At 43.0% G+C, this 23,093-nt stretch carries 11 protein-coding genes; 9 read left to right on the top strand and 2 right to left on the bottom strand.

The features are described from left to right. Positions 1-94 precede the first annotated feature (94 nt). From HXT19_RS05330 to HXT19_RS05310, 5 genes are all read left to right on the top strand, one after another. On the top strand, positions 95-1,123 hold the full coding sequence (locus tag HXT19_RS05330; protein ID WP_004116592.1) for a LacI family DNA-binding transcriptional regulator: 1,029 nt from the start codon (positions 95-97) through the stop codon (positions 1,121-1,123). Between the two features lie 296 nt (positions 1,124-1,419). Next, a complete protein-coding gene (locus tag HXT19_RS05325; RefSeq protein WP_020759438.1) occupies positions 1,420-2,403 on the top strand; it encodes a carbohydrate ABC transporter permease in 984 nt (327 codons plus the stop codon). Positions 2,404-2,422: 19 nt separating this feature from the next. After that, entirely contained in the window at positions 2,423-3,223 is an 801-nt protein-coding gene (locus HXT19_RS05320) for a carbohydrate ABC transporter permease (protein ID WP_004116594.1), read from the top strand. 22 nt (positions 3,224-3,245) lie between these two features. Then, positions 3,246-5,381: a glycoside hydrolase family 43 protein gene (locus tag HXT19_RS05315; RefSeq protein WP_101887706.1), complete on the top strand. Its 2,136-nt coding sequence runs from the start codon at positions 3,246-3,248 to the stop codon at positions 5,379-5,381. Positions 5,382-5,495: 114 nt separating this feature from the next. After that, on the top strand, positions 5,496-6,824 hold the full coding sequence (locus tag HXT19_RS05310; protein ID WP_020759440.1) for an ABC transporter substrate-binding protein: 1,329 nt from the start codon (positions 5,496-5,498) through the stop codon (positions 6,822-6,824). A 209-nt stretch (positions 6,825-7,033) separates the two neighbouring features. Here HXT19_RS05310 and HXT19_RS05305 read toward each other — a convergent pair whose 3' ends face one another. Further along, a complete protein-coding gene (locus HXT19_RS05305; RefSeq protein WP_004116602.1) occupies positions 7,034-8,164 on the bottom strand; it encodes a RelA/SpoT domain-containing protein in 1,131 nt (376 codons plus the stop codon). A gap of 47 nt (positions 8,165-8,211) precedes the next feature. Between HXT19_RS05305 and HXT19_RS05300 the strand changes: the two genes are divergently transcribed. After that, positions 8,212-8,670, top strand: a complete 459-nt coding sequence (locus HXT19_RS05300; RefSeq protein WP_004116604.1) for a Panacea domain-containing protein — start codon at positions 8,212-8,214, stop codon at positions 8,668-8,670. 223 nt (positions 8,671-8,893) lie between these two features. Here HXT19_RS05300 and HXT19_RS05295 read toward each other — a convergent pair whose 3' ends face one another. Further along, positions 8,894-9,547, bottom strand: coding sequence for a biotin transporter BioY (locus tag HXT19_RS05295; RefSeq protein ID WP_032834152.1), 654 nt, complete (start codon positions 9,545-9,547; stop codon positions 8,894-8,896). Between the two features lie 150 nt (positions 9,548-9,697). Between HXT19_RS05295 and HXT19_RS05290 the strand changes: the two genes are divergently transcribed. The 3 genes from HXT19_RS05290 to HXT19_RS05280 all read left to right on the top strand — a co-directional run bounded on the left by HXT19_RS05290 (position 9,698) and on the right by HXT19_RS05280 (position 22,920). Continuing rightward, complete coding sequence (locus tag HXT19_RS05290; RefSeq protein ID WP_004138642.1) at positions 9,698-11,545, top strand: acetyl/propionyl/methylcrotonyl-CoA carboxylase subunit alpha; 1,848 nt, start codon at positions 9,698-9,700, stop codon at positions 11,543-11,545. Further along, positions 11,542-13,188, top strand: a complete 1,647-nt coding sequence (locus tag HXT19_RS05285; protein WP_004138555.1) for an acyl-CoA carboxylase subunit beta — start codon at positions 11,542-11,544, stop codon at positions 13,186-13,188. Before HXT19_RS05290 ends, HXT19_RS05285 begins: the two co-directional genes overlap by 4 nt. Positions 13,189-13,359: 171 nt before the next feature. Next, positions 13,360-22,920: a type I polyketide synthase gene (locus HXT19_RS05280; RefSeq protein ID WP_101887705.1), complete on the top strand. Its 9,561-nt coding sequence runs from the start codon at positions 13,360-13,362 to the stop codon at positions 22,918-22,920. Positions 22,921-23,093: the final 173 nt, after the last annotated feature.

Below are 23,093 nucleotides of genomic sequence, written 5' to 3'. Positions count from 1 at the left end.
CCTGTAAATCTTAGGTATGATTTACACTTACTTCTAAAACCATTCAGAACTTTAATTTCATATTATATAAAACGATTATTTAAGGAAATATATTATGTCTGCTGAATCACGCAGATCAACTTTACGCGACGTTGCCAAACTTGCTAATGTGTCTATGGCCACAGTGTCTAATTATCTTAATGACTATCCGTTTATGAAGTCTACAACGAAACAAAAGATTCAGAATGCAATTGAAGAGTTGGACTATTCTGCTAATCAGCAAGCTCGTAATTTACGTCGTGGTCATACAGGATTGATTTCATTATCAATACCAGATCTTACGCAGATATATTTTGCTGAATTGGCCGAGGAAATAATTAAAGCTGCTCGAGAGTATGGTTATCGAATAATAGTCGAATCTACTGGAAATGATCGTGAGCATGAAATTAGCTCAATCAAGGCTATGTCGCGTAATATGACAGATGGATTAATACTGAGCCCAACATGCATGACATCGATTGATGTTGATGAGCTTAAAGGCAACTATCCTTTGGTGATATTGGGTGAGCGTATTTTTAATGCCCCAGCCCCGCATGTGGTAATAGCCAATGATTCTGGTGCCATGGAGGCTACTAATCACCTTATAAATTCAGGATGTCGTACTATAGCAGTAGTGGGTGGAACGCTAGATGAAATTATACCATCTTCGCGTTCGATGCGTACTAAGGGATATATGATGGCCTTGGCTGATCATGGAATAGCATTTGATCCGTTAATGATTCGTGAATGTGGTGATTGGACTAGTGAAGAAGGTGCAAAAGCTGTACGTGATATGTATTCACAAGGAATAAGGCCAGATGGTATTTTTGCTTTGAATGATTTATTAGCACTGGGCGTAGTGAGTCAGTTGCGTGAGATGCGAGTGAGTATTCCTGAAAGTGTTCGCGTAGTTGGTTTTGATGATATAGATGAGGCAAAGTACACAATTCCGTCTTTGACAAGTGTAAACCCATGTCGTAAACAGATTGCTAAATTGTCAGTTAAATCCATTGTAGATCAAGTTGTATCAGGTGGACGTTTTCCTCGACAGCGTATTGATGTTGATTGTTGTCTTGTGTGCCGTAAATCTTCTCCAAGTATTTAACGCGTGTATCTGTAGTAGAGAGTTATATTATATATTTCAATAATTCATTTTCAATATTATTTATTATGTATTGACAAAATTTTGAATTATTCTATACTTAAAATAAGTAAATAAAAACTGAATCGTTTCAGAGATAAGATATGAAAACATCGATATGGGTAAGATATTTGAAGTAGTAAGTTTGTTGCTGTAGATATTTTGCTCTTGTTGATTGCTTTTTCATTAATTATTGCGAGTTTTTGTTCAATAAATCTGAAACGATACAGAAATTTACTGAACACCAACGGAGGTTTCTCATGATGTCAGCAATGGAAAACTGCACGACTAAAGGCTCTATAGATGATACTGCTGTTCATCGTAACGACTTGTCTAAAATGATGATGAAAAATAGTGGGAATAATATTGGCTCTTGGAAAACTAAGATTCGTCCATACTTATTCATAGCTCCATTGGTTATCCTTTCAGGTTTCTTTATCTATTATTGCATAGGTTTTACAATTGCAACTTCATTCACTGACTGGGATGGTATTTCAAAGGAGATGGACTTTATTGGTTTAAAAAACTATATTAAGTTGCTTGTTCCAAATTCTATTTTCTGGATAGCGTTAAAAAACAATATAATATTTATGGTAGTTACTGTGTTCATCCAGGCTGCACTGGGTCTGCTTCTTGCTGTTATCCTCAAGGAACGTTTACGAGGATCTAGTTTATTTAAAGCAGTTTTCTTTATGCCGATTGCGATGGCTCCTGTTATTATTGCTGCTATTTTTCGAATAATTATGGATACTAATGTAGGTGCTATTAATGAAGCATTGCGTTTTCTACATCTTGGTTTCTTGTCGCAAAGTTGGTTGGGTAATCCACGTATAGCACTTTATTCTATATGCGCTATCAATATATTTGAGTGGATGGGCTTTTCGATGATTATTTATTACGCAGGTCTTATGTCAATTCCTGATGATATTTACGAGGCAGCTAAAATCGATGGATGTGGTTTTTGGAATACTCTTTTTAGAATAACTATTCCAAATCTTTCTGGTACTACTAACACTTTGATTCTTTTAGGCATTGTAGGTTCTCTTAAAACTTTTGATATTGTTATTCAAACCACTGGTGGAGGTCCTAGCCGTTCTACTGAATTCCTAAACACTTACCTATATAAGACAGGTGTTCAACAGTTTAATGGGGGTCTCTCTGCATCTATTGGAGTAATGATTCTGATTATTTCTGTTGTTCTATCAATAATTCAAGTTGTTATTAATGATCGATCTAACAGATGATTAAGGAAAGGATATTACAATGAAACGTAAAGTAAGCACGACCGCTATTATGTATGTTGTACTTGTATTCTTTCTTTTGATTTGGCTTTTTCCAATAGCTACTGCAATATCTAAATCTCTTAACTTCAACGGTTTTAAAAGTTATGAGTCAGTAATAACTAATGAAAATGTACATTATTTCAAAGTAGTATTTAATTCATTCCTCATATCTATATCTACTGTCGTAATAGTTGTATTTATAACATCGCTTGCGGGTTTTGCTTTTTCAAAAATGAAATTTACCGGAAGAAAAGTTATTTATATATTAATGCTCGCTTGCATGGCTGTTCCAATTGCTTCGGTGACAATGCCATTATTCTTCACAATAAAAACTTTTGGACTGATCAATACGTATATTGGTATGATTATTCCACTTGTTGCATTTAATGCTTTGCAAATGCTTTTGCTATGGAAAAATTATTTTGATTGTATACCTAACGAAATCATTGAAGCCGCGAGAGTAGATGGTTGTTCTACTTGGAGTATTTATTCACGCATACTTATACCAATTTCCACGCCTATGGTCGCTACTACTGGAGTTCTAACATTTGTATATAGCTGGAATGAGTATTTAATTCCTCTGTTACTTATACGAGATGAAAGTAAGTACACTGTCACTCTGGCATCAACATATTTTATGGAAACAAGAAGTCAAACTCCAGAGATGATTTCACAAGAATATGCTGCATTGATTCTTATGACAATACCGTCAGTAATTGTTTACATGATTAGTCAAAAATGGCTTCAGTCTGGTATTACTGCTGGAGCAGTAAAGAACTAAGCAAATGTATAGGAGTAATACTATGGGTTCATTAAACGTAGGATGCGTTGATGTTAGCAATAATGTGAATTCAAGTGCATTACATAATGAGTGCAATTCCGATTTTTGTTTAAACATGTTGTTGACTGAAAAACACTATAGTAATCCAGTTCAGTATTCTGATGGTGAAAAACATACTGCTCCTGATCCATTTGTGATTCGATATCGTAATTTGTACTATTGCTATGCTACTGACAAAAATGGTGTTTTAGTTTCAACATCTACAGACATGGTTCGTTGGGTATCACATGGTTATTGTTACACAGAAAATAATAGAAAGAATTTTTGGGCACCTTCTGTAATTTTGATTAATGGTATTTTTTATATGTATTTTTCAAATATGCCACAGTGTGAAAATGATACTCATACAGAAATTATGCGTGTTGCTGTAAGTAAAAATCCTCTTGGTCCATTTGAAAAGAAAGCTGAACTATTTGATACATTCGCTATTGATTCACAGGTTGTTGTTGGAGATGATAATCAGTTATACATGCTGTATGCGGATAATCAGGCATGTGGTTTATCTAATTTACGACCTGGTACTTCTGTGATGATTGACAGAATGGTAAGCCCATACAAGCGAGAAGGATCTCCGAAGCCATTAATTTTACCTACAATGGATGAAGAAATTTTTGCTCGTAATCGTTTTGGAGATGGGAGAGATTGGCATACTGTAGAAGGTGCTACATACTTTACTTTCCGAGACAAAGGTTTTATCACCTATTCTGCCAATGCTTATGAACATGAAGATTATTTTGTTGGGTATTCAGTTGCTACATTACCTAAGGTTCCTTCTGATAGGCATATAGACAAGCTTTCATGGGTAAAGCAATGTAATAATGGTCATTTTGATCCACTTATTATACGCTCTGATAAGGTTGAAGGTACTGGTCATAACTCTATAGTAAAAGCACCAAATGGGGTTGATGATTGGGTGGTTTATCATGGTCGTGATGCTTCAGATGAATTGCATGATGGTACTGAGAAACGTGTTATGCGTATAGATCCTCTATACTATTCAGAGGGATTGCTCGATACTACTGGACCTTCAAATTGCGTATGTGATGCTCCTTTATCTGCTGATGTATGCACTGATTTCACTGATGGAATTCCATCGGATTGGAATATAATATCTGGTTCTGCACATGTTTTGGAAATTGATGGACAACCTTCTATATCTTCTTATGATAGTTATGGTTTTTCGGCAATTTCTCCTCTTATTTCTTCAACGTTAACTATTAGTTTGTGGGTGAAGGGTGGTAATGGTCCGTTAGGATCTAGATTTGGCTTAATCCCTCGTTATTTTGATAACAATAATTACACTTACGTTCTGGTTGATGTTGGATTGCATTGTTTGCAAGTGATAGATAGTGTATCTGGAATAGTTAGACAGATAAATACTATGTTGCCTTCTGACATAAATTTATCTTATTGGCATGAGCTAGTTGTATCACGTGAATACGGAATTTTGGCAGCTCGCTTTGATGGTCGTTATGTAGCGACGATAAGTGATATTAGCTCAGAACAAGGATTTTGTGGTGTAATTGTAAAAGATAATGATTCTGCAATTTCGTCTTTCTCTGCTGTAAATCATGTTAATTTATGGGGAAAGTCTTTATGCAATATTGTGAACGAGATTAATGTTGCCGATCGTTTTCGTCTTACAAGCAATGAGGTGGAACCGTTTAATGTTACTTCATCGCGAATGAGATTACGCAATTTGCTTAATGGTAACCGTTGTGTAATAGACTTTGCGCTTACTAATGATCGCTCGGAGTCAGTAATTAATATAGGCGAATACAGCTTAGTGGTATGTATGAATTGTATTGATTTATTGCGTGATGGAAAATCTATTATAGCTTGTGAAGAACCGTCGAGATTGAACTTGCAAGATGATGCAAGAAGAGATATTAGAGGACGAGTATTGAGGACTGTGCGCCTTGCTGCTTCTGATAGGATGCTTTTTGTTCATGTGCGTAATCATAGTTGGCGCTTGCCATTTATTGGAAACAAAGTAGTAGATATTACCCTTAGTGAAGCTTCCATCACTGGATATACTCGTACCTCATTAGGTATTTCAGTTGATAGATCCGTAGAACGCGTGGAGAAAGGAGTGTGAAAAACTGAATAAATTGCACTATAATCTTGGCAATTTGTCAGGGTTAAGTAGATATCACAAAGAAGTGAAAACTATTGCGTTGATGAAAGACGCTAATAAAACAAGGAGAATACTATGTTTAAAAAGAATAAGATTATTGCAGCTTTAGGAGCAGTTGCCATGTCAATTGGACTCTTTGCTGGATGCGGTTCAAGTTCTGCTAGTAAATCTGATGAGGGGTTAGGAACAACTGATAAGCCTATCACTTTGACATTTTGGACATGGCAGCCTACTGATGCTCAATGGAAGAGAATTTATTCTGTTTTTAATAAGAAATATCCGAATATTAAAATCAAGTGGTGGCGTACCTCTGAAATGTCTGATTATCAGAAAAAACTACAAACAGCTATGGCAGGAGGCGATGGCCCAGATATATTCGGAGTACAGGCTGGGTCTACTGTTGAACAATATGGTCGTTTTGCTGCGGATATGAAAAAGCTCGCTAACAAGTACATGCCAGAATGGGATTCTAAAGTTTCTAAAGGAGCTGTTGAACAAACAACCAATATGAGCGGAAAAATGGTTGCAATGCCTACAATCACGTCTGGATCTGAGTATATTTTATACAATAAAACTCTTCTTGACGAGAATGGTGTTAAGGTTCCTCATTCATACAATGAACTTTTGGAAACAAATAAAATTCTTACATCCAAAGGATTAATGCCTCTTGCTCTTGGTGCTAAAGATGGGTGGCATCTTGATGACATTTTTGTATGGCTGTCAAATCAGTATGGAGAGGGTGACATATATTCTGCAGCAGCTGGAAAGAAATCTTTCACTGACAAAACTTTTGTTAAAACCATGAAGGCTTGGAAAAAGATGGTATCTGATGGATTGTTCCAAGATGGTGCTGTAGGAACATCCACATATCCAGATGCTCGTGATAATTACTTCTATGCTCGTAAAACCGCATTTTTCCCTACAGGTTCTTGGCATGTTTCTGCTGTTTTACCAAATGAAGAGACTAAGGGAACTGCAATTGAGAAAGATGAATTAGGTATGATTGAATTTCCTGCAATAGGAAATAAAAATTCTGGTTCCACTACTGGCGTTGACTTCGGTTTGTGTGTTAACAAAGACTCCAAAAAGAAGGAAGCTGCAATGAAATTCATTGAGTTTATGACTATTGGCGATGGGCAACAGGAGTGGATTAACACTTTGCAAGGCGCTCCAGTAGATAAAGACATGAAGGTCAAAATTCCAGATGATGCGACACAATCAGCTAAGATTTCTATTGATCTTGTCACTGAAGGTCAGGCTCGCTCAAAACTTGCGCGAAAGTTAGCTTATCAGGAGATTAATGATGAAATTGCAGTGCAAATGCAGAAAATCTATACAGGAGACGCTACTGTAGAATCTGCGTTGAAAGCAATTCAGACAGTAAGTGAGAGTGTTAGTCGGTAAATTCTGATTTCATTTTATATATATTTTCAAATTGTAAGGCGCTTTCATTCATATGCAATGTGGCGCTTTACATGTTTTGAAATAAATATGAAGTAGTTGGCAATATGCATATTGAAAGATATGTTGTTTATTGCATAATCTACATTTCGACATTTGTGCGTATAGCCGTACCTGAGATAAAATAGTTCAAGAAAGCATGATGGGTAATATTATCTAGTTTCTACAAAATCGATGAATTTTCCTATAGCATATGAATAGTTAGGATATGCGTCGTATAGTTGTTCATTGTTTTTTGCATACACAAGAACCCTATTGATATCCCTGACTTTTGTATTTACTGTAATACTGTTAGTGATTGATGAATCTTTTTGATTCTTATCTTTTTTCTGTGAAGCATCATTATTCACGCCATATTTTTTCTTATATCTAATATTATTTTCACTATTGTTGTAGTCTTCTATTGCTTCATCTGTTAAATCAATTGTGTATGAGTATACGTTCAGTTCCTGTGTTTCGCGAGAAAATTCTAGCAAATATAATCTCTTTTCATTTATGTCAAAGCTTCCATGGATTTTAATAGAAATACTTTCTTGTACTAATGTAAGATCTTCAATGATTTCCCTAAAATCAGGTTTTTCTAATTCTGCATTTATTGATTCAATAGTCTTATTTGATTTGCTGTTTTTATATTCTCGTGCAATAACTAATTCAGATATTAATTTGAAGAATTTTAAGCAGGATTTTATACGATGCGTATTGTCACATGCGGACAAAGTAGGATTCTTATATTCTACGCCATCAATTTCTCCCATTGCCTCTACGGCAGTAGACCAATAATGTTGTAGCCTAGTTCGTATTTGTAGTTCAATCCTATACGTTCTGCTTTCTTCTTCATAAGAGCAGAGTTGATTTATTATAACGTGCAAGGATCTATAGCCAGATGATTCAGGCTCTTTTATATAGTCCTTTATGGTTTTAATACCTATGTATCCTGATTGTTTAAGATCAATAATTTCGTTGTAGATCTTATATACTTCATCTACAGAATCAACTATTACTCTGCACCCTACTATATCGTCTATTTCTCCTAATTTAAAATGATTATTATTGCGATTTAATTTATTAAGTATTGATTCTTTGCGTTTAAGACGATAAGTTGCAATTGAGTTTGGATATTTATTTGTAATCTCAAGAAGTTTTTTGAAAAAGATTTTAGCAGGATTTTCATGCTGTTTACGCCATGCGTCAAGAATCGATATTGCATCATAATACTCATCTGAAATTTTGCCAGTCTTGAGTATTTTTCCTGCTCTGTTTGCTTGGCTTCTGCTAATTGTCATCGTAATAGTATACTATAAAATATTCGCTGTTTAAAGAGGAGGTGCGTATGACAACAATTTTTAATGTGGCTGCGTATATCCTTGAGCTTACTGGAACTGTTACTACTATGAAGTTGCAGAAGTTGGCTTATTATTCGCAGGCTTATTGTTTAGCCACTACTGGAAATCCGTTGTTTTGTGAGAATTTTCAGGCTTGGAGAAATGGTCCTGTGGCCCCGACTCTGTTTAGTCGCCATCGCGGTAAGTTTTTGATTCGTAAAGGCGAGATTAATCTTTCGGATATTGAGCAGTCTGATTCCAATATTTTAACTGACGATCAAAAGCGTATTATTGAGAAAGTATGCGATAAATTTGGTGCGTATACTGGCAGCCAGTTGAGTGAAAGAACGCACAAAGAAGCTCCATGGAGTGATTTGCGTGAAGGTGTTGATGACTCGGCTGTTTGCTCTAAAGTGATTACCAAAGATTCTTTGAAAGAGTACTATACTCGTAATCCTTTGTTTTAAATTTACGTTGTTGATTACGCTAGTACGCGTTCGTTTATTTTTGCCCGCGTTTGTTGTCGAATTTGCTTAAAAAGGGAACAAACGCGGGAGGAGGGATTGCGCGATTAGTGTTTAGAACGAAAAAGACCGCAGCGACGAGACTGCGGTCTTAGATAGTTAGCGCGTTACGCTTGCGATTAATTGCGCATTGCGCATTACGCATTACGCGATTTATCGCGATTAATCACGCATTGTGATTGCGTTTAAACGCGCCATACAATCCTGCGCAAGCGGCGCTAGCGATTGCAGCCTTAATAATATCGCCAACAATAAAGCCAGTAGAAGCAACGGCGATTGCCAAAACAGGCAAGTGCATCATAAGCGATTGGCCTACAAATCCAAATGCGTAAATCACAAGAGAACCAACAACAGATGCGGCAAAATACGCGCCAAATCGTGCAAATTTCTTAGCAACAGAATCCTCTGGCATAGCGGCATTAACAACGCTTTCGAGCGCAGACTTTACGAGCGCAATCGCAGCTACGCCGAACACGAATCCAACAAGGAATCCAACGCTAGGGCCTGCAAAAGCCACAACGCCACTCTTTCCGCCTGCAAACACTGGCATTCCAGCAGCACCAATCGCAAGGTACATAAGCACAGAGCTAACAGCCTGACGCCAAGTCAAAGTAAGACCTGCCAAAGCCAAAACCAAAGTTTGCAAAGTTACAGGAACAGGAGTTCCAGGAATCGGCAATGCGCCAGCCATAGTTGCAGCGCTAATAAGAACAGTAAACAAAAACGCCTTAGCAAATGGAACAGCCAAACGATTAACGTCAAAAGCCTTAGATGCAACTGCGCTAGAGTTTGCATCAGAGTTAGATTCAAAATTAGCCACGATATCCTTCTTTCGTATTGTTTTTCGTTGCTGAATCAAAGATTAGACAAAAATCACCAGTCGCGCGTTGGAGAAGTTTACAAAAAATCGCATAATGTTTTGTTCAAATTCACGGATACTATAAGCCAAATTTCCTATAACTTGTAACGTATGGTTACGAATATCAAAAAAATACTTGTGGCAAATCGCGGCGAAATCGCGCTTAGAGTGATTCGCACTGCTCAAGAAATGGGAATACAAACTGTAGCTATTTATGCGGCATCCGACCGTCAAGCACAGTATGTTGAGATGGCAAGCGAAGCGTACGCGCTTTCTGGAGACACGTACAGAGACACTTATTTAAACGAAGACGCGATTATAGACATTTTGCATAAAAGCGGAGCGGATGCTGTGCACCCAGGCTACGGATTTTTATCGGAAGTAGCGAGTTTTGCGCAAAAGGTGATTGATGCTGGCGCTGTGTGGATTGGTCCGAAGCCAGAAGCGCTTATTGATTTAGGGGATAAGATAACCGCTCGCCGCGTGGCAACTCGCGCTAAAGTGCCGCCCGTACCAGGCATATCGGAGCCTGTAAAAGACATTCGAGAATTGTTGACTTTTGCGCAAACACACGGCTACCCGGTTATGATGAAGCGCACGGATGGCGGCGGCGGTCGCGGAATAACCGTTGTGCACAACGATGACGAGCTTCGCGGATTCTACATGAACCACGACGCTTTGCAAGGCGGCGACCTTGACGAGTACTTTATTGAGCGTTTTATAGACAAGGCGCGCCATGTGGAAACACAAGTTGGCCGCGATTCGCATGGAAACTTCACCATATATTCCACGCGCGACTGCTCGGTGCAGCGCCGAAACCAAAAGTTGGTTGAGGAAGCACCAGCGCCATTCCTTACCGATGACGAGAACGCGCAGCTTCACCGATATTCTCGTAACCTATTTGAAGCTGTTGACTACGTTGGTTTGGGCACGTGTGAATATATGGTGACATCTCAACACAAGGTTTACTTCTTGGAAGTGAACCCACGATTGCAAGTTGAGCACACAGTTAGTGAGGAAGTTAGCGGACTAGATCTTGTGCGCGAACAGCTTACGATTGCCGACGGCGGTGAGCTTACGCAAAATCACCCTTCGCGCGGGCATAGTTTTGAGCTTAGAATCACTTCGGAAGACCCAGCAACGAATCTTACGCCTAGCGCAGGCACACTAACAAAAATCGAGTGGCCATCTGGACCTGGAATCCGTGTGGATTCTGGAGTAGAAGTTGGAGATAGCGTGTCTCCAAAATTCGACTCCATGATGGGCAAGCTTATTGTTACGGCTCAAAATCGCGATGCGGCGATTGCTCGCGTAAGACGCGCGCTTAAGGAGCTTTGCATTGAGGGAGTGCCCACTCCTGCTAAGCTTTTTGAGCAAATTTTTAACGATCCTGATTTTACAGCGCAAGATCACGATTTTGATATTTCTACAAAATGGCTTGAACACAAGTATTTGAACCGCACTGCTGCAGCGGCAAATGGCGGACAGCCTGCTTCTTTGGATTCCAATAAGTCTGGTGAAGACGCGCAAAATAAGACAACTAAAATGGAGTCTTTTGTAATAGAAGTAGACAATAAGCGCGTAAAACTTACTATTCCGCAAGATATTGTAGACAATCTTACTGGCTCTGCGCGAGTTAGAGGCACAGTTCGCGCATCGCAGCCGCTTAGAGGACGAGGATTAAGAGGAGATACTCACAAGTCGGAAACTCCAAAGGATGCTCCTGGAGTGATTTCTGCTCCAATGCAAGCTGTGATTACACGCGTAAACGTTGCGGAAGGTCAGAACGTAGCAAAAGGCGATTTACTTGCTGTTCTTGAATCTATGAAAATGGAAAACTACGTTTATGCACCTGCAGCTGGCGTAGTTACTGGCATTTTTGTAGGGCCTGGAGATGGTGTAGAAGCAGGCGAAAAGCTTGTAACAATTGACGTGACTAAAGGCGGTAGTGCAAAATGAGTGCGCTTACTAAAGATACTGCACAAGTTGCAAAAGATGTTAATAAAAAAGATGTTAATAAAGACGCAAAAACTATGCAAAATGCGCAGCCTACGCAGCCTCAGCGTGGAAAATCAGCCGTAGAACACGCGGCTCGCCTTGCTAGAGACGCCGAGCAGAATGCTTTAGAGCGCCAGCATGCAAAGGGAAAATCCACAGCAAGAGAGCGTTTGGATTTGCTTTTTGATACGGGAACGTTTGAAGAAATCGGCCGCTTTAACGGTGGAGACATAAATAACGATATTGCAGGATGCGCTGTAATCACGGGCTTTGGCGAAGTATACGGCAAAAAAGTGGCAGTTTATGCGCAGGATTTTTCCGTTCGTGGCGGCACGCTTGGACGCGCTGAAGGACAGAAAATATGCCATCTTCTAGACATGGCGTTGCAGCTTGGAGTTCCAGTTGTTGCCCTAATCGACTCGGGTGGCGCTCGCATTCAAGAAGGCGTTAACGCGCTTACGCAATATGGCAGAATCTTCAAAAAAACTTGTGAAGCAAGCGGTTTAATTCCGCAAATCTCACTAATTCTTGGACCTTGCGCTGGTGGTGCAGTTTATTGCCCTGCTCTTACGGATTTTATAATCATGACTCGCGAACACTCCAACATGTTCGTAACTGGCCCAGATGTTGTTAAGGCTGCCACAGGCGAGTCGATTAGCATGGACGATTTAGGCGGTGGATATGTGCATAACTCCACTTCGGGCGTTGCTCACTATTTGGGCGAAGACGAGGCAGACGCCATTGACTATGCGCGCACAATCTTGGCTTATTTGCCGCAAAATTGCAATCAAAATCCGCCAACATTCGCATACGCTGCCACGCGCGCAGACAGAGAAACCGCTAAGCAGCTTGCGACTATTGTTCCGAGCAACGATCGCCAGCCGTACGACGTTTTAGACGTTATTCGCGCAATCGTAGATTATGGCGAATTTGTGCAAGTTCAAGAGCTTTACGCAGCATCCGCAGTAGTCGGTTTTGCTTGCATAGAAGGTCATCCTGTTGGAATAGTGGCAAATCAGCCTAAAGTCAATGCTGGAATTCTAGACGTTAATTCTTCCGAAAAAGTAGCGCGATTTGTGCGATTGTGCGACGCGTTTAATCTTCCTGTTGTAACTCTTGTAGACACTCCTGGATACAAGCCAGGGTCGGATCAGGAGCACGCGGGCATTATTCGCAGGGGAGCAAAAGTGATTTACGCGTACGCAAACGCGCAAGTTCCGCTTGTCACTGTGATTTTACGCAAAGCTTTTGGTGGAGCATACATTGTAATGGGCTCAAAGTCTATGGGTGCAGACTTTAACTACGCTTGGCCTACTAGCCAGATAGCGGTTTTGGGTGCTCAAGGAGCTGTGAACATTATTCATCGCAAGGATTTGCAAAAAGCAAAAGAGCGCGGACAAGATGTTGACGCTTTAAGAAAAAAGCTTGTTGAGAATTACGAAAATACCACTGTAAACGCGAATCTTTCTCTGGAAACTGGCCAGATTGACGCAATGATAGATCCAGAGCAAACAAGAGATGTTATTGCTAATTCTTTGAAGATTTTAAGAAGTAAAAAACGTGTTTCGAGAACAGGGAAGCATCATGGAAACCAGCCAATGTGATTTGGGAATAATTTGGGAATAATTCGGGAATTATTTGGAAAACACTCAAAAGTCGCCAGCAACCGCGCATAAAGCGACCAAAGATAAATAAATCCAAAAAGCACAAATAATCCAAAAAGCACAAATAAATTTTAAAAATAAAACTTAAACCCACGAACAAAGGAAAATAAAATGACAACATACTTATTTGACCAGCTCGCACAAACACCACACATTCTTACCTTCGCAGGACAATCCACACCATGGGTGCAAGCCTTAAAAGAAACACAAAACGATGCAGAATTAAATAAAGAATTACGCGAATATAACAAATTAGCAAAAACTTTACTATCAAACATATATCCACAGTTATTAGCAAATGCTGGAAGTGACATAAACGTATTCGATGCTTTAGAAAATCCTAAAATCAACACAGCCAGCGCACAATTAAGCGTACCAGGAATCACAATTGCTCAGCTTGCAAGCGTAAAAGACCTAACAAACTTAGGCTACAACTTTGAAGTAAACAAGCCAATTGCAAGCCTTGGACACTCTCAAGGCATAATAGCCGCAAAAATAGTAGAAGCTCGTATAAAAGCAGGGTCATGGCAAAACGCACAAAACCAAATAGCTGAACTTATAGCAATCGCATACATAATCGGAGCAGCCGCAGACCGCGAAGCGCGAATGTTAGAAATCAGTGGAAACGGCGAAAAAACACCAATGCTATCGCTAAAAGGCGTGACATTTGATCAGGCAAAAGCCTTGATCGGGCGAGTAGAAAGAACCAGAGGCGTTATATCAATCGCAGTTAAAAACTCGCGAAATCACATTGTGCTATCAGGATATCCAGAAGACATGGAAGCCGTGCAAAATCAGGCACAGAAAGAGTCGCAGCGCTCCAAAAAAATGCGCGAAATGAAGGAACGAGGCGGATCGGTTTTTGCGCCAATCGCAGAGTATTTAGATGTTACAGTGCCATTCCATTCTCCAATCATGAAACCTGCTGTAGAACAAGTTGAAGCCTGGGCAAAGGACGCAGGATTAGATGCTGAACTTGCACTAAAGCTTGCAAGCGCTGTGCTAGTGGAGCCAGTAGATTGGACGAATCAAATAGCAGAAGTTTTAAATAACGTAAATGCGCGAGAGCTATACGTATTAGACATGGGTCCAGGAGAAGTGCTTGGCAAGTTAACAAACGTGCTACTACAAGGAAGCGGAGCTGGCGTAGTAGAAGTTGGAACAATGAACGCGCGTGCAAAAGCAAGCACAACTAGCGCTGCAGAAGCTGAATTATTGCGTACCGGCTGCTGGGCGGATTTTGCGCCGCGAGTAATCGATACTCCAGCTGGAAAGAAAGTTGTAACAAAATTCAGCAAGCTAACAGGCAAAGCTCCTGTGCTTCTTGCTGGCATGACTCCAACCACAGTAGACCCAGAAATTGTAGCCGCCGCAGCCAACGCAGGATATTGGGCAGAACTTGCAGGCGGTGGACAAGTAACAGAAGAAGTATTCGACAGGCACATGGATTCTTTGAGCAAGCAATTGCAAGAAGGAGCAACCGTAGAATTCAACGCCATGTTTATGGACCGCTATTTGTGGAATTTACAATTTGGCAGCAAACGTATAGTTCCAAAAAAGCGTGCTTCTGGAGCGCCAATCGACGGCGTTGTAATATCTGCAGGAATCCCAGAGTTAGACGAGGCAAAAGAACTTGTTGAAACTCTTCAAGCCGACGGATTCCCGTATGTTGCTTTTAAGCCAGGAACAGTAGAGCAGATTCGCCAAGTAGTTCGCATTGCAAAAGCTGTTAAGCCAGCAACAATTATTGCGCAAGTAGAAGGCGGATCTGCAGGCGGCCACCATTCATGGGAGTCGCTAGATGATTTGCTGATTAGCACTTATGCTCAAGTGCGCGAATGCAATAATTTGGTGCTTGTAGCAGGTGGCGGAATCGGCACTCCTTCGCGCGCTGCCGATTACATTAGTGGCGAATGGTCCAATAAGTACGGTTTGCCAAATATGCCAGTAGATGCTGTGATGATCGGCACGGCAGCAATGACAGCAAAGGAAGCGCACACAAGCGCGCAAGTTAAGCGCATGTTGGTGGAGACGCCTGGAATCACAGAAGCAAATGATGCGTGTGTGGAAGGTCTTGGCGCAAGTGAAGATCCGTTTGCTCCGATTGGAGAGCGCTGGGTGCCTTCTGGAAAGGTTGTTGGCGGAGTAACAAGCGGATTAAGCCATTTGCACGCGGATATTTACGAGATTGAGAATGCGTCCGCGCGCTGTGGTCGTCTTCTTGTTCATATGATGAAGCATCCAGAAGAGCTTTCTAGCCGCAGAGATGAAGTGATTCGCGCGCTTAACTCTACTGCAAAACCATATTTTGGCGATGTTGAAAATATGACATATACCCAGTTTGCGCAGCGATTCCTTGATTTAAGCTATCCTTGGGCAGATCCTACTTACGCGGATCGCTACCTGCATTTGTTACAGCGTATTGAAGCGCGTTTAATAAGCCAAGATTCTGGCGAATTTACTTCGATTTTGCCAGATATTAAGCAGGTTGCTGAAAATCCTCAGTCTGCTCTCGATTCTCTTGTGCAAGTTTTTCCTAATGCGAGCACGATGAACGTTGTTCCAATGGATGCTGCGTGGTTCCCAACCTTGGTGCGTGAATATCCTAAGCCGATGCCATTTGTGCCAGTAATTGACAATGATCTTCTTCGCTGGTGGGGTCAGGATCAGCTTTGGCAGTCGGAAGATTCGCGATATTCTGCGGATGCTGTGCGAGTAATTCCAGGACCTATTTCTGTTGCAGGAATAACCACAATGGATGAGCCGATCGCGGATATTTTAGGAAGATTTGAGGCTGCGGTTATAAATCGTTCGGTTGCTTGCGACTTGCCTCTGGACTTTAATCAAAACGCGTTTAGCCAAATAGACTGTGCGCAAAATATTGAAGAATATGTGCGCTCATGTCCGAATATTTCTTGGATTGGTCACGTAACCAATAATCCTGCTTATAAAACGCAAAATAATAGTGAAAACTATGTTATAACCGTAATAAGTGAAGAAAATAGCGTAATTAAGCTTGATCTAGACATTAAACTAGACACGTTCTGGGATGAGCATGAATCAGACAATGAAAACGGTATCAAGAATAGCGTAAAGAACAGCGGAAAAAATCATGCTGTTAGAGATATAGTAATTCCGCTTATTGTATATGCAAAGCGTGCTGGAAGCATACCAGTAGTAGACCGCGAGCGACTACCAAAACACGTTTATAACATGTTGGCAGCAACCGCAGGCATTGGAAATACTGCGATTACTGGAGATGTTTTAAGTGAAATGCCAAAAGTAGACGCAAGCCAAGAAGCGTGCGAGCAAGTTAAAAAAGAAATAGCTTGTGGAAAAGCTAACAAATCAGCCTGTGAAACAACATGTGAAACAGCCTGCGAAATGCCGTTTGGCGTGGTTAAATCAGCATACACGCTTTCTAGAAACCTAGGAATCGACCACGAATCCGCTACAGCTGGACGCCTACCAGAAGGTTTACAAGCATCAAGAATCGTGCCAGACGCGCTAGTAGGTCCAGCATGGCCAACAATATACTCAGCACTAGGATCTGTAATGGTAGACGGATACCCAGTAATTGAAGGACTACTCAACGCAGTACATTTAGACCACCTAATAGAACTAGATGTATCTACAGAAGACCTGCAAAAATATGTTGGAACACGCATAAACCTCACTGGTTGGGCAGAAGATTACGCCGAATCAGCTTCTGGGCGAGTAGTGACAATACACATAATTCACAATGCGCAAGACGGAACAAAAATCGCGCACGAAACAGAACGATTCGCGATTCGTGGGCGAAGCTACAGTGCAGCACTACCAAAGTCTGCTCCAGAATACGGAGATGCGGCAGAATTACACGGATTTAGCGTAGACAACACGCCTAGAAGAGCGCTTAGACGCGTCGTAATTCGCGCACCTAAAGACATGACAGCTTTTGCGCGCACATCAGGTGACTTTAACCCAATACACACATCCAAAAGAGGAGCCGCAATCTCTGGACTTTCCGCACCTCTAGTACACGGCATGTGGCTTTCAGCAGCAGCTCAGCATGTTGCTCAAGCATTGGATGAAAAAGGCGCACGCTATGATCTTGTTGGCTGGACGTACAACATGTACGGCATGGTGCAGCTTAACGACGAGGTAGAAATTACCGTAGAACGAGTAGGGAAAGTACGCCGCGGAGGGCTAGCGCTAGAAATCACATGCCGAGTAAACGGGCAAATAGTTTCTAAAGCGAGCGCACTTACTCGCGCTCCACGTGCAGCATTCGTATACCCAGGTCAGGGTATCCAAAAACAAGGAATGTCATTGGATGAGCGCGCAAAATCGCCAGCTGTGCGCGAAACTTGGGAGCGCGCAGACAAACTCACTCGCGAAAAACTAGGATTCTCAATTCTTGCTGTAGTGCGAGATAATCCTAAGGAATTAACAGCAAATGGCGTAACATATCGTCATCCAGAAGGCTTGCTCAACTTAACGCAATTTACTCAAGTTGCGCTCGCTACTGTTGCTTTTGCGCAAACCGCGCGTTTAAGAGAAGCAGGATGCGATATTTGGCCTGCGTATTTTGCTGGTCACTCGCTTGGCGAATACAATGCGCTAAGCTCCTTCGCTCAAATTATTCCGCTAGAAACCGTGTTGGAACTCGTGTTCCACCGCGGATCTACAATGCATCACTTGATTGAGCGAGATGAGCAAGGCCGATCCAACTATCGAATGGGCGCTTTGCGTCCAAACCAGTTCGGTGTGGACGATGATGGTGTAAACGCGTACGTTGAAGGAATCTCTAAGCAAACTGGCGAATTCTTGCAAATCGTAAACTACAACTTGGCAGGTCAACAATACGCAATAGCAGGCACAATAAAAGGTTTGAAAGCTTTGGCTCAAGATTCTACCAAGAGGGCTAAAGAGTATGGCGGTAAGCCTCCATTTATGCTTGTGCCAGGAATTGACGTGCCGTTCCACTCTCGAATTCTTCGAAAGGGTGTGCCAGAATTCCGCGACAAGCTCGATTCGCTGCTGCCGAAGCATATTGATTACTCTGTGCTTGTAGGCCGTTACATTCCAAACCTCGTGGCTTGCCCGTTTGAGCTTACGCGAGAATTTGCGCAAAAGATTTTGGATGTTGTGCCATCTGAGCGCATTGAAGCAGCTTTGGAAGATGAAACTACGTGGAAATCTTATGCAGAGGATGAGCAGAAGCTCGGTAGATTGCTTCTTACGGAGCTTCTTTCATGGCAGTTCGCTTCTCCAGTTCGTTGGATTGAAACGCAGGCTCTTATGTTTGCCGATCGCGCTCGCGGTGGTCTTGGCGTTGAAGAGTACGTTGAAGTTGGTTTAGGAAACGCGCCAACTTTGGCAAATCTTGGTGCTAAAACTCTTGCTTTGCCGGAGTTTAGTGGCGAAAAAGTGACTGTTTACAACGTTGGTCGTGACGAAGGTCGCGTTTATATGACTGACACTGATTCGCTTGTGCCTGAAGTGTTTACTGAGGAAGATAGTCAAGAAGCAAGTAGCACTGCTGATGCGACTACTGCTCCTGCAGCTCCTGCAGCAAATGTTGTCTCTGCTGCTCCTGCAGCTAATGCAGCCGCAAGCGGACCTGTAGCAGACTTGCCATTCAAAGCATCCGACGCAATCTCAATGCTTATTGCGTATAGTGCAAAAATCCGTCTTGACCAAATCGGCGACACTGATACAACTGATACGCTTACAAATGGCGTATCTTCGCGCAGAAACCAGCTTCTTATGGATATTAGTTCCGAGCTTGGCGTGGCAAGCGTGGACGGTGCTGCAGAAGCTCCAATGAGTGCGCTTAAAAAGTTAGTTGATTCGGTTGCTCCTCGCTATAAAGCTTTTGGTGCCGTGCTTTCCGATATTGTGCGCGAACGTTTGCGTGCGCTTTTCGGTGCAGCCGGTGTGAAACCAGCGCAAATTGACAAGCGAATCTCTGAAGTCTGGCAACTTGGAGAAGGCTGGCGTGCGCACGTTCTTGCGGCTTTGGTTTTGCAAACGCGTGAAGGTGCTAGCGTGCGCGGTGAAAATCTTGCGCAACTTTCAACTGATCCTGCAAAGAATACTGCTGCAGCTGACGCTTTAATCGACGCAGCAATTGCACAAGTTGCTCAAGCTCATGGCGTTAGCGTTTCTCAGCCTGGTGCTGCTGGCGCAGCCGGCGGTGCTGTTGTTGATTCTGCAGCTCTTGACGCTTTCGCTCAGCAGGTTGTTGGCGCAGATGGCATACTTGCTGCAACTGCTAAGTTTGTGCTAGCAAAGCTTGGTGTTGAGGCTCCTAAAGCAGAAACTGAAAGTGACGAAAATGCTGCTGTTGTGTCTGCTGTTGAAGCTGAGCTTGGTGCAGATTGGCCAAAGCAGGTGGCTCCTCGATTTGATGAGCGAAAGGCAATTCTTTTCGACGACCGCTGGGCTTCGGCTCGCGAAGACGTTGCTCGCTTGTACTACAAGTATGCTGGAAAGAATGTTGATATTCAGGTAAATGAAGTTTCTGAAATCTTAAATGATTTTGGTAGTTTCCTTGGTGCAGGGGAAGCAGTAGCTTCGGAAGCTGAGTGGTTTGCAAGTCTTTCTAAATCTCGCGAATTAAACAATCTTGCAACAATATTTAATGGTATTGTTCGCGATTCTCGCACTAAACTTGCGCAAAACAACGCCGATACTGCTCAAGCAACTCGTTTTGCAGGAGAAGTTGCAGTAGTTACAGGCGTTGCTCCTAATTCGATTGCTGCTCGCGTAGTAACGGGCTTGCTTAAGGGTGGAGCTACGGTTATCGCAACTTCGCACAGTTTCAAGCCGAGCGTTAAGTCTTGGGCGAAGAAAGCGTATCGCGAAAACGCTCAAATGGGCGCAAAGTTGTGGCTTGTTCCAGCAAACTTGTCTAGTTATCGCGATGTTGACGCGCTTGTAAAGTGGGTTGGCACAGTTTCGAAGAAAGTTAGCGGCGCAACTACTACTATTTTGAAGCCTGCTTACGAGCCGAGCATGTTCTTCCCGTTTGCAGCTCCACCAGTTCACGGTACTTTGGCTGATTCTGGTTCGCTTTTTGAATCGCAATCGCGCTTGATGCTGTGGGGTGTGGAGCGTGCAATCGCCGGATTTGCACAGATTGGAGCAGATACAGATGTACAACATCGTATGCACGTTGTGTTACCTGGCTCTCCAAACCGAGGTATGTTCGGCGGCGATGGTGCTTACGGCGAAGTCAAGAGTGCTTTCGACGCGATTGTGAACCGTGCGCATGCAGAAAGTGTGTGGTCGGATCGCGTGACTTTTGCGCATCCTAAGATTGGATGGGTGCGTGGAACCGGCTTAATGGGTGGAAATGATCCGCTTGTGGCTGTAGTTGAACGTCATGGATTAACTACCTACTCAACGCAAGAAATGGCAGATCGTTTGCTCGATTTGTGCACGAAGGAAGCGCGCGAACAGGCCGCAATCGCGCCTTTGAACGTTGATCTTACGGGTGGATTAGGCAAGGAGCCTCTTGATTTGAATGCTCTTCGTGCAGAAGCACTGGAAGATCAGAAGCGTGCTGAAGCTGCGGAAGCTGCAGAAGAAGCTGCAGAAGAAGCTGCAGAATCTTCTGTTAAATCAACTGCTAAATCAACCAACAAAGCACTTCCAACGCCTTACGTGCCAACTCAGCCGCGAGTCAACTTGGCTGATTGGAAGAACGTAACAGCGCGTCCAGAAGACGAAATTGTAATCGTCTCAGTCGGCGAACTTGGACCATGGGGTTCTGGACGTACTCGTTTCGAAGCAGAACTTGGAATTCGCGAAGATGGATCCGTGGAGCTTTCTGCAGGAGCAGTACTGGAATTGGCTTGGAATATGGGCTTGCTTACTTGGCAGGATTCACCAAAGCCAGGCTGGTATGATGCGGACGGCACGCTTGTTCCAGAAGAAGATATTGCAGAGAAATATCGCGATGAAGTAGTGGCGCGCTCCGGTATTCGACCATTCGAAACCGGCATGGGTGGCGACTACAAGGATGGAGCGAACGAAGAAGAAGCAGAAATCTTCCTCGATCACGACGTGAGTTTCAGCGTTCCAACAGAAACAATTGCGCGCGAATACGTGGCGCTTGACGAATCGCACACTGAGATTGCTCGCGATGCAGAATCTGGCGAATGGACTGTTACGCGCAAGGCAGGTTCTATGATTCGCGTGCCGCGTAGGGCTGCAATGACCAGAACCGTCGGTGGACAATTCCCTAAGGGCTTCGATCCGCTGAAGTGGGGTATTCCAGCTTCAATGGTTGGAAGTGTTGACACGATTGCGCTGTGGAATATTGTCACAACTGTAGACGCTTATATTTCTGCTGGTTTCACGCCTTCGGAGATTTTGCAATCTGTGCATCCGTCGATGGTTGCTTCCACGCAAGGAACCGGTTTCGGCGGCATGAGTTCAATGCGCAAACTGTACTTGGATCGCTTCCTTAACCACGAAATTCCTACGGACGTATTGCAAGAGGCGCTTCCAAACGTTGTTGCAGCTCACGTAATGCAAACCTATATCGGCGGCTACGGAAATATGGTTCAGCCGGTGTCTGCATGCGCAACTGCAGCGGTTTCGCTCGAAGAAGGCGTCGACAAGATTGCTCTCGGCAAAGCTGACTTCGTAGTAACTGGCGCAATTGACGATATCGGTGTGGAATCCGTAGTTGGCTTCGGCAATATGAACGCAACTGCCAATAGCGAAGAAATGTATGCGAAGGGCATCAATCCACGATTCTTCTCTCGCGCAAACGATCGCAGACGTGGAGGCTTCCTTGAAGCACAAGGCGGCGGTACGATTTTGGTTACGCGCGGCGATATTGCTTTGAAGCTTGGCTTGCCTGTTGCTGGTGTGGTTGGTTTCATTCACTCCTACGCTGACGGCATTCACACTTCTATTCCTGCTCCGGGCTTGGGTGCTTTGGCTGCAGGCATGGGTGGAGCTAAGTCTAAGCTCGTGCGTGATTTGGCAGCTCTCGGCGTTACTCCGGACGATATTGCTGTGGTTTCTAAGCACGATACTTCTACGAATGCAAACGATCCGAACGAATCCGAGCTGCACAATACTCTTGCGCACGCAATCGGACGCACGGACGGAAATCCACTGTTCGTAATCAGCCAAAAGACGCTGACCGGACATGCAAAGGGTGGTGCGTGCATCTTCCAAATCAACGGTTTGACACAACTGTTTAGAAGTGGCGTAATCCCTGGAAACGCATCACTTGACTGCGTGGATCCTAAGCTTGCGCGCGACGACTACATGGTTTGGTTGCGTGAGCCGATGCGCATTGGCGATTGTGCAGGTTCTTGTGCAGTGAAGGTTGCTCTCGCAACTTCGCTCGGCTTCGGTCATGTTAGCGGATTTGTGGCATTGGTTCATCCTGGTGCTTTTGAGGCTGCTGTAGCTGCTAGCGCAGGTGTTAATATGCTTAAGAATTGGCGTACCAAGGCGAATGCGCGTTTGGCTGCGGGCCAGAGGCGATTTGAGGAAGGAATGATGGGTCGATCTGCTTTGTTCGAGCCTGTTGAGAATCGTCACTTGCTGAAGGATGGCACGCGCCTTCCGGATGGCACTCGCTACGATGGTCACGAAGCAGAAAAAGCTATGCTGCTAAACCCAGACGCTCGCCTAGATGCAAGCGGCTACTATTGCTGACTCTCAGGTAGAATCTTGTAGTGCGTTTGTACCAAAAAATGCCAAAATTTGATACAAACGCACTACACAAACAAACAAAACTGTAGTGCGTTTGTACTGAATTTGCGTCGTATTGTGTTGTTCGCACGCTACGCTCTAAGCTCGAAGGCAGGTCGATTCGACTACAAGCGTAA

Origin of the sequence: Gardnerella sp. DNF00038 (genome assembly GCF_049262855.1) — a bacterium.
In the GTDB taxonomy this organism is placed as follows: domain Bacteria; phylum Actinomycetota; class Actinomycetes; order Actinomycetales; family Bifidobacteriaceae; genus Bifidobacterium; species Bifidobacterium vaginale.
The sequence above is the reverse complement of the archived record's forward strand: the minus strand, read 5'-3'. Positions and strand labels throughout refer to the sequence as shown.